We start from the raw sequence: 13,296 nt of genomic DNA, 5'->3' as shown, positions 1-13,296 counted from the left end.
CAATGACGACGGCACCCGACAATTCAATGCAACTTGAGGGAAAAACGATCCTGCTGGGCATTACCGGCGGGATCGCCGCCTATAAGTCGTGCAATATCGTGCGCCTGCTGCAAAAGCGCGGCGCCCGCGTCAAGGTCGTTATGAGCGAGCATGCCACCGAGTTTGTAGGCCCGCTCACCTTTCGCGCGCTCACGGGCGAGCCGGTCGCTGTGGGTCTGTTCGACGACCCCTCCGACCCCATCCACCATATCTCGCTGGCGCAGGAGCCCGACTTGGTGGTCGTGGCGCCCGCGACGGCCAATATCATCGCCAAGATGGCCAACGGCATCGCCGATGACCTCATCTCCACCACGCTGCTTGCCACGCCGCGTCCTATCGTGGTCGCGCCGGCCATGAACAATGGCATGTGGAAGGCGCCGGCCACGCAGGCCAACATGACCACGCTGCGCGAGCGCGGTGTCCACGTTGTAGGTCCGGGTAGCGGCTACCTTGCCTGCGGCGATGTGGACACGGGACGCATGAGCGAGCCCGAGGACATCGTCGAGGCCGTCTGCAAGCTGCTCGACCCCGCTCCTCAGGACCTTGTGGGCAAGCGCATCGTAATCACCGCCGGCCCCACGTACGAGCCGATCGACCCCGTGCGCTTCATAGGCAACCGTTCATCGGGCAAGATGGGCATCGCCCTGGCGGGGGAGGCCGCGCGCCGCGGTGCCGCCGTCACGCTTGTGCTGGGACCGACATCGCTCGACGTTCCCCGCGGTGTAGCGTGCGTGCGCGTACAAACCGCCGCGGAAATGCTCCAGGCTGCGCTGAGCGCCTTCCAGACGGCCGACGCGGCCATTTGTGCCGCCGCCGTCGCCGACTACACGCCTGCGGCCCCGGCGGACCATAAACTCAAAAAGGCCAACGAGCGCCTGGATCGAATTGAGCTCGTCGAGACCGTTGACATCCTGGCCGAGCTCTCACGCCAAAAGGGCGATCGCCGTGTGATCGGCTTTGCGGCCGAGACCGATAACGTCGTGGAGTACGCGCAGCGCAAACTCGTGCGCAAGGGTTGCGATGCCATTATCGCCAACGATGTCTCGCGCGCCGATTCGGGCTTTGGGACCGATACCAACAAGGCCTGGATAGTAAGTACAGCGGGCACGCAAGAACTTCCCGTACTAACAAAACACCAGCTCGCAGATACAATTTTAGACTTGCTTCAAAATTTGTAAAAAAGTTCTTGCACAAGGACAAAGTTTCGGGTTACTATACTCCCTGTTGCGAGCGAGAGCAGAGCAACAAACAAAAGCTTCGGGACGTGGCGCAGCTTGGTAGCGCACTTGACTGGGGGTCAAGGGGTCGCTGGTTCGAATCCAGTCGTCCCGACCAGAAGTTTGCAGGTCAGGCACCTAGTGCCTGACCTTTTTTTATCAGGAATCATCAGGGAATCACCGGAGAATCACCGGCTGTTTTTTAGCCAATAAAGACACGCCCTTCTACCTGCACTTTTGTAGAATCTCGGTTTTAATGGATCCCCCCTTCACTTTCTTTCCATATTTGTTGAATTCACTGATTCGTTTTGATTCCACATTTGTAGTCTATCTAGCCTAAATTTTTCTACATACGCGAAAATCACCTACCTGTGCCTAGCTACTGCGGCTACGACATCCAAGCCAACTGTCCCGCCCTGCTTCACTAATTCCCCGCACGTTCGCACGGAACCCCGACACCGCCCAAGGGCCGCGATACTTTTTCGATTTCTTTCGGCAGCGAGAGGAAGGCTTCCGTGCCTGCCGAAACAAGGCACTGCGCTCCAAAAAGCTAACGCCGCGGGTATTAAGCCGACACCGCTACGGTGCCACCGGCCATCGCTGCGGGCACCTGCGGCGTAATCGCCCCAGAGTCCGCCATCTGGGCCATGCCGGCGAAGTCCTAGGCGACGGCGTGAGCGTGCGGCTCAGGGCGGCGTTCGCGCCGTCATTCTCGTGCGACCTCAAGAGAGTGCGTCGGCGCGGGCTCGACTAGGGCGAGCTCGCCACCGTCATCGACTTCATCGTCGAGAACGCCCCGAAGCGCTGGAGGAACTTCATAGACGCCGCATGCGCACGCTCAAGGGCGCATTGAGGGGCAGGGCTGAGGGCTTGAGGATCGGGGCTTGGGACTAGAAGGGGGCTCGGAAGTCGCGGGTCAGGATCCGAACATCGACCCGCGCGCTTGGCGATTCTTACCAGTTCAGACGGTTTGCAGGCTATTCGCGCTGCGGGAGAGACTCGCACCACTGCAGCAATGCGCTCAACATAGTGGGCTTGTCTTGCACGAACTGCTCACGCTTCACACCGCGGCGCGGCTCAAAGCGAATGTCGTAACCCCTGTTGTCCAGGTACACGACATAGCTTTCGGGGGTGCCGGGCAGGTTCAGCGCTGCATGGCGCGTGCTGCCAATGCGCTGCGGCGCTTCCATAAGAGACTCGTTGGGCAGCTGACCGCCGTATACCTCCTCTAGTGCGCGGAAGCGGCGCCTAAATCTCAGGTAACCGTGGCAGCCCTCGTCTGCATGCCCGGCACAACAGGTCTGCGTTTCATAACCCTTATCGTTCAGCATGCGCACGTGGGGCTGCAGCTCGTGGTCGATCGCTACCAGGTGATCAGGGCGCTTGCCGCATTCGCATTCGCCCAAGGGCTTAAAGCACTTCGGGCACACGAACAGCATGCACTTCATGGTTTGCTCGGGCGTGAGCTCCCTGATTCCCAGGGCTGCGATTTCTGCCGCAGGGGCTTCGGGCTGCACGCAGGGGCAGCCGCTTGCGCGCAGAATTGCGTCGATGCGAGCCACGGTGGTGCGCTCCATTTTCAGGGCGATGGCTTCGTCGCGCATCGCGCCAAACGCTTCGATGTCTTTCGTAACTGCAGAAAGCGGGGTTCGCCGAGAGATGTACACGAATGCGTTCTTTTCCCTCGCAGCGGGTTCGCCCTCAATCTTCACCGTGACGCCGGCTTTTGCATAGGTGCCGTACTGCACGCCATTCGCTTTGTCCAGCGTCTGGACCTCGCCCCGCGTGAGACCATGCCACAGCACGCCTTCCACAAACGATCCTTCCATGCGCATGATGGTGGGACGGCCCTTCGCGTCGCACGCCAGCGTGTAGCCATAGAGCTTCGCCTTGGTTGCATAAACATGGTGACCGCCCTCGAGCTTTTTGGCAATGCGGTCATGGCTGATGTCAAAGCCATATGCGAAGTACGGGGTTTCCGCATACTCGCGGGTGTCGGCGGAGTGTTCGCGCGCGCTGAACACCGGGACAGAGGGACGATTAAAGTTGTGCACGTCAAACTCAGGCAGGCTGTTGCACCAGCCGAGCAGGGTGCGCAGCAGGGCCTTGCGCTGCTTTTCGAACTCATCCAGCGTAAGGGAGTAACTAAGGTCTGCCTGCAGCGCAGGGTCGCTGCTGCGCACTGCGCGGAACCCTTCGGGGACGTCAATCTTGTAACCGAACTCGCCTGGAATCTTGATTGCCAAGTAGATGCGGTGCGACCCGCAGAAGGTGGCCTCACTCGCTTCCATCACCTGGTAGCGCTTAGAGCGCAGGATGCGTCCATGCTGCTGAAGGCCACGGGGGGAACGGCGTGCGTAGTAACCGGTGTAACGGCATGTGCAATCGGCGATCTGGTGACCTTCACCGCACACGAAGTCGGCGTATTCGCGTGCAGCGGGGAGGTCGATCTTGGCTGCGCCATACGCCGCCGACTCTTCTTGCGCGCGCAAGCGGTCCAGGCTGTCGGCGCGCATGTCGGACATCTGCGCCAAGGTTGCCTCATTGAGCTGCATCACGCGGCCGGCTTCGACCACGCGGTCGATGTAATCGTACTTTTCGGTGTACCTGCGCAGCGGGGTGCGCTCAGAGATGTAGACCATCGCCTCAAGGGTTGCGGGAACCACATCGCCTTCGCGCCCAACGGTCACCGTTTCCTTGCGGTAACAACCAGATGCAATGCCTTCGTAGCGGTCGAGAGACGCCACGTGAGAGCTATCGAGCGCCCACAGCGCGCCTTGCACATGCGACCCCTCGCGCTTGGTGATGGTGAGGTATCCGGCGGTATCGAACGCCAGTTCATAGCCGTTCAGGGTCGCTTTGCCCAGCAGCACCGCGCCGGGGCAGCGGGTTTCAACTTGATGGATATCAAGGTTGCTACCGTACGCGAAGTTGATGATCGAGGGTGCAGTCTCGGGGTGACGGGCTGAGGCGTTGTTGCGCTTCTCGTTGTACTTCATGGTTCACGCCTTTCGGTGTTGTGATGGGCTTCGGTCGCTCGAGCTGATTGCAGCATACAGTCTGAAGCCGAAAAGGCGTGAAAACCTGAGATTGTCATTTTAAGAAATAGAACGAAAAGGACGGCCATGCACGAAATCGCGCAGGCAGAAAGCGCTGTTCGAGGCGCATCCTGCGAAAGGATACCCGTTCAGAAGGGTTGTTGCCAGTTTTTATCGATTCGATTTTTTACGAGCGCACGAAGAGGTTGCGTTTAGAAAAACGCAAGGGCGGCTGTTTCGCCTGTAAGCAAACATGAAATCGGCCGCAGCGGTACCGCCTGGGAGGGCGGACGAGGGACTTGGCCGCAACCTAATCCCCGGGTGCGGCTGCTACGCTCACTACTTGAGAATCGTAGACCGCCCAGTATGTTCCATCCAAGAGTCGCAACACGAAACAGCGGTCATCTTTGCCTATTTCGGCGGCGTTTACGCATTTCTGAAGATCGGCGTGGCGCGCGTAGCGGCCGACGAGCTTATCTCCATTTACAAGCACGACTTTAAGGTCGAGGCCCATCTTCTCGTACATGACAATGCGATCTAAAACGGACACCTCGCTTGAGTCGAAGTCGGGCCTTAGCCCAGCGAGGCGAACCCCTCGCTCATCCAACGCTTTGTCGATTCCGCCCTTGGCGTAGTCGCTCAGCTGGTAATAGATTCTGCGCGCGAGATCATCTGCCACGACGCGCTCTGGGTCCCCGCCTGACCGTTCCGCTCGAAACTCGCCTAATGCCGACAGCATCAGGTACACCTCATGCTGTCGCAGCGGCAGAAAGATTGGGTGGGCCGTCGACTTCAGGCCGCCGCGGCTTGTCGGCTCGGCCTTGACGAAGGAGTCGCCAAAACGCACGCCGTCTGCCAGGGCGCTCAGGCGCTTTTGCACCGCCGTGCGCGAGCAGCCCAGGTACGCGGCGATCGCTTGCTGGGTCATTCCCTTATGCGCCGCTTTGAGCAGCATGAGATTTGCCTCGTCCGTGCCTATGAACGACTTGTCCAGGTTGTAGTGGCGCTTTTTTGGGGCGCCGCCGATCTCGTTGCCCTTTTCGAACAGCTCGTGCACGCTCAGGAACAATTCATGGCGGCCGTTGCTTTGGGGGCCTTCCTCTGAGTTGGCATAATCTGCCAGCGCCTTGCAAAACAAGCGATAGTTTTCGTCAGTGACGAAAGTGGGCCACTGCATGTTGTGAAAGCGTGTGCCTTCACGTGTGTCGGCGAATTTCGAATACGCAGACTCAGGATCGCAACCGACCCTTTCCGCAATTTCCGCAACTCTCATGCCAATCCCTTCCGCAACCCAATCACACGCACGAAAAACCTATCAAGCCAGAAGATTGATGTGGCAAAAAAGAAGAAGAGGCATTACACCCCTCCTTCTGGACAGCCTGCACCCCGGTTCCCTGCCTGCCAGTTCGCCCCCCGAAACCCTCGGGGCGCTGTGGGGTCGAACCCCTCCGCATGGAAAATTCTATCGCGGCCATGCCCGCTATGCGTGTCACGCACACCACGCCAAACGTCAGGTTTACCAGCCGGGACTGAGCCCTCTTTCGAGAGCAGGGTTATATTAGCATCTACAAACTCGAAAAACCCTGCCGCATTTGAGTAGTACCAAGAAAACGGTCTACACCTTGAATATCAACCTCATCCGAACACCTCCCGCATTCACACGAACATGTACGGATGAATGCGGGAATCCGATACCCTGAGGGCCGGATCGGCCGGCCCACTAGGCACGACCGGGACACGGTCCAGAGGATGCCGGAGCGCAGGGTCCCGTGCAGGGAGATCGCGGGGGAGCCGGGCAGGTCGCCCTAGACGGTGAGCGCCGAGGTGCCGTCGCGCCCACCCATGAAAAGAGGGTTTCTTTGCGGGCGCCGCATCCGCACGCCCCCGCAAAGAAACCCTCGCACTCGCATCTCTACCTGCGAACCCGCACGCGCCCTCGCGCACGCGCCGCGGCAGCTGCTAGTCGCGGTAGAACGAGCCCATGTAGCGGATGTACTCGTCCTCGGTGTGGTTGGCCTTCCAGTCGTGGACGGAGTCCTTGTTGCGCTGGCCGGCGATGACGGAGAGCTCCTTACCCAGCTTCTCAAAGGCCTCGTCGACGCACTCCTCGGGGGTGAGGGCGATCTTCATGACGGCCTCGCCCTGCGGGCCGCCGGGGAGGTTGGACAGCAGGCTGGGGGTTAGGGTGGTGCCGAGGGTGATGACCTCGACGTCGACACCGGTGCCCTCGCACTCGCAGGCCACGGCCTCGGTCATCTTGAGGATGAAGGCCTTGCCCGCGCCGTACTGGCCGTTCCAGGGGCTGGAGCTGATGCCGGTCATCGACGAGACGTTGATCACGGCGCCGCGGTCCTGGGCGGCAAAGATCCGCATGTAGTGGTGGAGGCACTTGAGGAAGGTCACGACGTTGACGTTGATCATGGCCTCGTGCTTCTCCCAGGGAGTGTCCTGGATCTTGCCGAAGCTGTGCAGGCAGGCCACGTAGCTCATGAAGCCCATGTCCAGGCCCTCGGTCGCGGCGAAGACGGTCTCGGCAGCGTCGGGCTGGCTAAAGTCGGCGCGCACGACCTTGGTCTCCACGCCGTAGGTCTCACGGATCTCGCCGGCGAGCACGTTCAGCTTCTCCTCGCGACGGCCGACCATGACGACATTCATGCCGCCGGCGGCGATCTTCTCGCAGAACGCCTTGCCGACGCCCTCGGTCGCGCCCAGGATCAGGCCCCACTCACCGTACTTTTCCCTCAGGTTCATACTGCATCCTCTCTCTCGATGCCCATGCGGGCACCTCTCCTTTAGCGTGCGGCCGCTCAGCCGCATACGGTGCGCCATTATGCGCTGAACAAGAGGGGAGTGCGTTCACGACTTTGCGAACGAGCCCGAAACAACGATGAACGGTGTCGGTCTATCACCACAATGAAACCCTTGCAGTATCAAGAGGGGAGGTGCTGGCGGGTGGAACCAAAAGGTGAACGCCGCCCTGGCGTGAGCGGCGTTCGATGTGGTTTTACCCACCTTGGTAGCTATTCACCAGGAGGGCATTGCGACCTCCGGTCGCCTTTGCTGTATCCCCTTGTGTGCCCATGTACAAAGGGATGCATCGCTATTCTGCGCCGGTGCTCGACGAGCGCGTGCGCTGGGCGCTCATCAGCGGCTACCTCTACGGCGTGCGCGACGCGCTGCTCACCCTCAACAATAACTGTAGCTGCAACTACCAACATAGCCCTCGCGGCTACTTCCTGTGAGAGTTTTTTGTTAAAGCAACGGCGCGAGAGTCCTCGTGGCACCCAGCAGCGTCCTCCACATGTCTGGACTCTCTATGCTTACGCTGGATAGACATCGCCAGAACGGGTATAGTATCGAGAGTTTTGTCGTTTACCAGCGGGGGAGTCCTGTGGGCATCAAAAAGAAGATCAAAAAGGAGCTTATCGGCACCTCCGATTACCCGTCGAATAAGATTTTCACGATCTCCAATTTCATTACCTTCACGCGCCTGGTCCTCACGCTGGTCTTCCTGTACCTGTTTGTGACGGACAACAACCGTGTCGTCGCCATTGTCATCTATGCCATCGCGGCCTCCACCGACTGGATGGACGGTCAGATTGCCCGTATGACTAAAACGGTCTCGTGGCTCGGCAAGGTTATGGATCCCATCTGCGACCGTGCGCTGCTATTTACAGGCGTTTTAGGTCTCGTGGTTCGCGGCGAGCTTCCCATCTGGGTCTGCGTGCTCATCATCGGTCGCGATATCTACCTGGGCATCGGCACGCTCATCGTGCGCCACTACCACCGCCGCCCCATCGACGTAGTGTTTCCCGGCAAGATTGCCACGGCGCTGCTCATGACCGGCTTCTCGCTCATGCTGCTGGGCTTTCCCGTCGTGGACGGCTGGCATCTGCTGCCCGCCACGTTCACGGCCTTCCCGGGCCTCAACGGCAGCTCGGTACCGCTCGGCATCTTCTTTGTGTATGGCGGCGTCATCTTCTCCATGCTCACCGCTGTCATCTATTCCATTAAGGGTGGAGCGGCCATTAAACAGGCTGTTGCGCATCCAGAGGACGAAGACGTCGACTTTCTTAACCCCGAAATCGAAGACTAAGCCATTGGGGTATTATTACGTACAGTTCATTCTTTGCGGCATGTCCGCGTTAAGTTAGGGGTTGTCATGGACAACATGGTTAACAATATGCCTCAAAACGATAAGACTGCCGACGCAACCTGCGTCTTCCGTGTGCCTTCGAGCGACGTTACCGTTCCCGATCTTATGGCGAACGTTCGCATCACTGCCCCCGTTCTGTCTATTGTCAAGGGGCCGCAGACCGGTGCTGCCTTTGAACTCGAGGATGATGTGACCACCATTGGCCGCGATCCGGCAAACGGCATTTTCCTCAATGACATGACCGTATCGCGTAGCCACGCACGCATTATTCGCGAGGGTCTGGCTGCTCGCATCGAGGACTTAGGCTCGCTCAACGGCACGTGGGTTGACGGCGCTATCGTCAACGCCGCCCCGCTGCACGACGGATCTTCCGTCCAGATCGGCACGTTCACGCTCATCTACCACGAGAGCACGCCGGAGCGCATCGAAACCGGTGAGTAGGGCATGGCCGAACGCAACTATCTGAGTATCGGCCAGGTCGTCAATTTACTTCGAGGCGCATACCCCGATCTTTCGAACTCAAAAATTAGATTTCTAGAAGATGAGGGGCTCATCACCCCTCATCGTACGCCTAAGGGGTATCGCCAATACTCCAAGGAGGACGTTGACCGTCTAGAGGTCATTCTGCACCTGCAGAAGACGCGCTACATGCCGCTCAACGTGATCAAGCAACGTCTGGAAAACGCTACAGATCTCTCCACGCTTGCCTACGAGGTGGGCCTGCTGTCCGACGTTCCGCTCAAGACGGAACCAAAGGAAACCAAGCAGAAACTGCACCCCATCGAGACCATTCCGGATATGTTGGGCGTCGAGATCTCGTTTATTCGCTCCTTGGCCGAAAACGACCTTATTCGCATTATCAAGAGTCCGCAGAACCGCGAGCTCGTCGACGGACGCGATTTTCCGATTATCCGCTACTGTTCTGAGCTGTCACGCTTTCATATCGAGCCGCGAAACCTTCGTCAGTACGTATCATCCGCCAACCGCGAGTCTTCGATGTTCGAGCAAGTGCTCGTGAGTATGCTTGGCATGGACACCTCCGATGACGAACGCGATGCCAAGCTCGAACGCGCGTTTAAGAAGTTACATGACCTCACCGAGGGCGTGCATACTGCGCTGCTCAAGAACCGCGTATTTGAGTCACTCAACGCCGTAGTCGAGGACGCCGATATCGATGCCCTCGATGAGGAGATCGCACGCTCCGAATCAACCAAGGCCAAAAGCGAAGAGGCATCTGCCTCCGCGGTCCCCGTGCGCGAGGAATCCCTCGTGCAGCCGCTTAAGGTTGTCGCCCCCTCGCACACCGGCACCGCCAGCGCGGACAAATAAATGCTTCTACAAACCAGCCTCCCATGAAAGGTCACACCATGTACGACTTCGAATCTCACATCGTCGACATCCCCGACTATCCCGAGCCCGGAGTCGTCTTTAAGGACATCACGCCGCTCTTTAGCAATCCCGAAGCACTTAAAGCCATGGTCGACGCGCTAGCGGAGCATTTCTCCGGTATGGGCATCACTAAGGTTGTAGGACCCGAGGCTCGCGGTTTTATGGTAGGCGTGCCTGTTGCCGTGGCACTCGGCGCGGGCTTTGTTCCTGCACGTAAACCGGGAAAACTGCCACGTAAGACCGTTAGCCAGGAATACGAGCTCGAGTATGGAACCGATTCGATTGAGATTCACGTCGATGCCATCAGCTCTAAAGATACCGTGTTGATTCTGGACGACTTGGTCGCGACGGGCGGAACCGTCGAGGCAACAGGTAAACTGGTGCGAGATATGGGCGCAAAGCTCGTAGGTTATGGTTGTATCCTTGAGCTTGCGTTTCTCAACCCGCGCAAGAAGCTCACGCCTTCTAACGAGGACGTTGAGCTCTTTAGCCTGGTAACGGTGGACTAGCCGCTACCCTTAGATACTGGAAAGGAAGCTCCATGCGCACAGCAAACACGCACAAAAACATGGCACGCTGCGCAGCTACGGCAACCCTCGCTTGTGTTTTGGGCTTGGGCCTCGCGGCTCCTGCCTATGCCGATACCGCGTCCGATCTTGCCGCCGCTCGTACCAAACTCGAGCAGATCGGTACGCAAACCCAGCAAATTCATGAAGAACTCTCCGCACAGACGCAGGAGCTTGATCAGACTGCAGGCGAGATCACGCAAAAGCAGCAAGAGATTGCCGAGGGCCAGGCAAAGCTTTCGAGCTACGTTGCCGGTGAGTACAAGACCGGCGGTTTGAGTCTCCTTCAGGTTCTGACGGGCGTCGACGATCTGGGCGATATGCTCAACCGTTTGTTCTACTACGGCAAGGTCTCCGACAAGCAGGCCCAGACCATTCAGGAGGTCAAGGACCTTAAGCAGCAGCTCACCGATAAGCAGGCCGAGCAGGAGAAGAACGTCGCCGCGACGCAGAAGAAGGTCGACGAACTCAACGCCCAGCAGGCTGAGGCCCAGAGTGTCGTGAACTCCCTGGATTCACAGCTGCAGGCCGAGCTTGCTGCCGAGGCCGAGGCGAACGCCGCGCTGCAGGCTGGCATAAATGCCAGCACCGCCGAAAAGGCCACGGTGAGCAACGACACCGCCGGTACGACCGAGAACACCAACAATGGTGGCGGTACGACCAACAACGGCGGCGGCAACACGCCTGCGCCCGCGCCCGCTCCTGCTCCCACGCCGCAGCCCTCGACGCCCGCCCCGGCACCGGCCCCTTCCGCGCCGAGCCAGTCCGTTGACGGCGGCAGCGTTGTCTCTCGCGCTTATAGCAAGCTTGGTTGCGCTTATTCCTGGGGCGGTATTGGCCCGAACAGCTTTGACTGCTCCGGCTTTGTAAGCTACTGCCTCACCGGCCGCTACTGCCGCCTGGGCACTACCGGCACCTTCATGGGTTGGCCCCGTGTTTCTGATCCTCAGCCGGGCGACGTCGTTGTTAACTCTTACCACACCGGCATCTACATTGGTAACGGCCAGATGATCCATGCTTCCGACTACAGCACGGGCGTTATCATCAGCTCCGTTGCCGCTGGCATGAACAACAATTATATTTTCGTTCGCTATTAAGTGTTTTTAACTCAGCTAACGAAAGTGGACCTCGTATCCTTTGGGAGCGAGGTCCATTGTTTTATCTCGACCGCCCATTTTGTGTGTAAACTACAATCTAGTTTTGAATACTAGATATGCGCAGCATCTATCCAAAAGATAGCTATAATTGTTGAGGAACAACTAGAAAGGACCCTCAATGAGCTGGGCACTCATCTCAGATTCGAGCTGCAATCTTCGCGATTGGCAACCAACCGCACCTCATACCACCTTTGCATTTGCACCCCTTAAGATCCGAGTGGGGGAGCGTGAATTTGTCGACGATCTCTCGCTCGATGTTCACGAGCTTAATGTTGCCATTCAATCGGAATCCAGCGCATCATCGAGCTCCTGCCCAAGCGTAGGGGAGTGGGCTGAGCTCTTTAAGCTCGCCGACAAGACGATCTGCATGCCCATCTCCGAGGGCGTCTCGGGAAGCTACAATGCCGCGGCCACTGCGCGTGACATGGTGCTTGCCGAAGAGCCCAATCGTAAGATTCACCTGGTTAATTCGCGCGCAGCAGGCGGCAAGATGGACCTGATCTTCTTACTGTTTGATCGCTATCTTGCAAGTAAACCGGATGCCTCCTTTGAGGAAGCCTGCGCCTACTTCGATAACTTGGAGCAGAACAGCAAGATCCTCTTTAGTTTATGCAATTACGAAAACCTTGCGAAGGCCGGACGTATCCCCAAGGCGGCCGGTGTTATTGCCAACAAGCTCAACATCCGCATTTTGGGCACGGCGAGCGAAGCGGGCGAAATTGAACTCGTTGGGCATACGCGTGGCGAAAAGAAGATGCTCACTAAGATTGTCGACACCATGGAGGCCGAGGGTTTCACGGGCGGCGAGGTCATCATCGATCACGTTGAGAACGAAGCTGGAGCCCAGGCGCTTGCCGACCGCATTGTGGAGCACTGGCCAGGCTCCAAGACTATCATCATGCCCTGCAACGGCCTTGATTCCTATTACGCCGAGATGCATGGTCTCATCATCGGCTACGGCATGGGCATGGCTTCGGGCCAATAAAGCTCAACCAAGCTAAAACGCGGACGGGACAAAGTGACTGATGGCTCTTTTGCTGGGGTTAGATAGCGATACTTTTTACATCTAATTGCCCGCTGATACCGCGCCTGTCCTGTACGCTGATAGCGCAACGCTCCAATCGTCAAGACTTTGTTTTCCGCAAGCCATTTTTGGATTTCGCACATACGCACGCCGCTAACAAACATAGCGAAAACCTGTTTGACAATCGGCGCGGTTTCCGGGTCGGGTATAAGGTGGTGGCGGTTGTTCGGGTCTGGGATATAGCCGTATGGATATTCCCCGTTGACGCGCTCGCCTTTTTGCGCCTGTGCCTGTTTAACTGCGCGGATTTTCTTGCTTGTGTCGCGGGCGTAAAACTCGTTAAACCAGTTCCGCAAGGGGGTAAACTCGTTATCCTCCCGCGCTGTGTCAACTCCGTCGTTGATCGCGATATAGCGTACTCCGTTTTCGGGAAATACAATCTCTATGAGTTCGCCCGTTTTCAGATAGTTTCTGCCAAGACGGGAAAGGTCTTTGGTAATGACCGTCGCCACTCGTCCGGCTTCCACTTCCTGCAACATCGCTTGCAGCCCCTCGCGCTCAAAACTCACGCCGGAAAATCCGTCGTCCACAAAAAACTTGGCTCTTCGGTGGTTTCTGTGGGAGAGATTCCGGCATAGGCCCAGCTCAGCGGGCGAAAACAACGATCTGGAACTGAAACGGCCCCGGGAGGGGCCGTTTCCGCGTCATCC

General features: G+C 58.2%; 12 protein-coding genes and 1 tRNA gene. 9 read left to right on the top strand and 4 right to left on the bottom strand.

Features of this window, described 5'->3' with window-relative positions:
• Positions 1–2: 2 nt before the first annotated feature.
• Positions 3–1,217, top strand: coding sequence for a bifunctional phosphopantothenoylcysteine decarboxylase/phosphopantothenate--cysteine ligase CoaBC (gene coaBC, locus ACTQV3_RS08410; protein ID WP_441536142.1), 1,215 nt, complete (start codon positions 3–5; stop codon positions 1,215–1,217).
• Between the two features lie 80 nt (positions 1,218–1,297).
• Positions 1,298–1,374: transfer RNA gene (locus ACTQV3_RS08405), tRNA-Pro, on the top strand.
• Positions 1,375–2,233: 859 nt separating this feature from the next.
• Here ACTQV3_RS08405 and ACTQV3_RS08400 read toward each other — a convergent pair.
• The 3 genes from ACTQV3_RS08400 to ACTQV3_RS08390 form a co-directional block, all read right to left on the bottom strand.
• Positions 2,234–4,255 (bottom strand): gamma-glutamylcyclotransferase family protein, encoded by a 2,022-nt coding sequence (locus ACTQV3_RS08400; protein WP_441536140.1) that lies wholly within the window; start codon positions 4,253–4,255, stop codon positions 2,234–2,236.
• Positions 4,256–4,604: 349 nt separating this feature from the next.
• On the bottom strand, positions 4,605–5,567 hold the full coding sequence (locus ACTQV3_RS08395) for a hypothetical protein (RefSeq protein WP_441536138.1): 963 nt from the start codon (positions 5,565–5,567) through the stop codon (positions 4,605–4,607).
• 686 nt (positions 5,568–6,253) lie between these two features.
• Positions 6,254–7,045: a 7beta-hydroxysteroid dehydrogenase gene (locus ACTQV3_RS08390; protein ID WP_441536136.1), complete on the bottom strand. Its 792-nt coding sequence runs from the start codon at positions 7,043–7,045 to the stop codon at positions 6,254–6,256.
• A gap of 341 nt (positions 7,046–7,386) precedes the next feature.
• Between ACTQV3_RS08390 and ACTQV3_RS08385 the strand changes: the two genes are divergently transcribed.
• The 7 genes from ACTQV3_RS08385 to ACTQV3_RS08355 all read left to right on the top strand — a co-directional run bounded on the left by ACTQV3_RS08385 (position 7,387) and on the right by ACTQV3_RS08355 (position 12,547).
• Positions 7,387–7,536 (top strand): hypothetical protein, encoded by a 150-nt coding sequence (locus ACTQV3_RS08385; protein WP_441015440.1) that lies wholly within the window; start codon positions 7,387–7,389, stop codon positions 7,534–7,536.
• Positions 7,537–7,685: 149 nt separating this feature from the next.
• Positions 7,686–8,390 carry a CDP-alcohol phosphatidyltransferase family protein gene (locus ACTQV3_RS08380; RefSeq protein ID WP_441536134.1) on the top strand — a complete coding sequence of 235 codons (705 nt, stop codon included), beginning with the start codon at positions 7,686–7,688 and terminating at the stop codon, positions 8,388–8,390.
• A 66-nt stretch (positions 8,391–8,456) separates the two neighbouring features.
• A complete protein-coding gene (locus ACTQV3_RS08375; protein WP_195838557.1) occupies positions 8,457–8,891 on the top strand; it encodes an FHA domain-containing protein in 435 nt (144 codons plus the stop codon).
• A gap of 3 nt (positions 8,892–8,894) precedes the next feature.
• Positions 8,895–9,779: a transcriptional regulator FtsR gene (gene ftsR / locus ACTQV3_RS08370; protein WP_154516382.1), complete on the top strand. Its 885-nt coding sequence runs from the start codon at positions 8,895–8,897 to the stop codon at positions 9,777–9,779.
• Positions 9,780–9,817: 38 nt separating this feature from the next.
• Positions 9,818–10,348 (top strand): adenine phosphoribosyltransferase, encoded by a 531-nt coding sequence (locus ACTQV3_RS08365; protein WP_195838556.1) that lies wholly within the window; start codon positions 9,818–9,820, stop codon positions 10,346–10,348.
• A gap of 32 nt (positions 10,349–10,380) precedes the next feature.
• A complete protein-coding gene (locus tag ACTQV3_RS08360) occupies positions 10,381–11,502 on the top strand; it encodes a coiled-coil domain-containing protein (protein WP_154516376.1) in 1,122 nt (373 codons plus the stop codon).
• Positions 11,503–11,680: 178 nt separating this feature from the next.
• The gene (locus ACTQV3_RS08355) at positions 11,681–12,547 is read left to right on the top strand and encodes a DegV family protein (RefSeq protein WP_441536131.1); all 867 of its coding nucleotides are present in this window, start codon (positions 11,681–11,683) and stop codon (positions 12,545–12,547) included.
• Here ACTQV3_RS08355 and ACTQV3_RS08350 read toward each other — a convergent pair.
• On the bottom strand, positions 12,517–13,248 hold the full coding sequence (locus ACTQV3_RS08350) for a recombinase family protein (RefSeq protein WP_441015450.1): 732 nt from the start codon (positions 13,246–13,248) through the stop codon (positions 12,517–12,519). The two genes, ACTQV3_RS08355 and ACTQV3_RS08350, sit on opposite strands and share 31 nt — an antisense overlap.
• Positions 13,249–13,296 lie beyond the last annotated feature (48 nt).

This window comes from Collinsella sp. LCP19S3_A7, assembly GCF_052121995.1.
In the GTDB taxonomy this organism is placed as follows: domain Bacteria; phylum Actinomycetota; class Coriobacteriia; order Coriobacteriales; family Coriobacteriaceae; genus Collinsella.
Note: the sequence above shows the minus strand (reverse complement) of the source record. Positions and strands in the feature narration are given on the sequence as shown.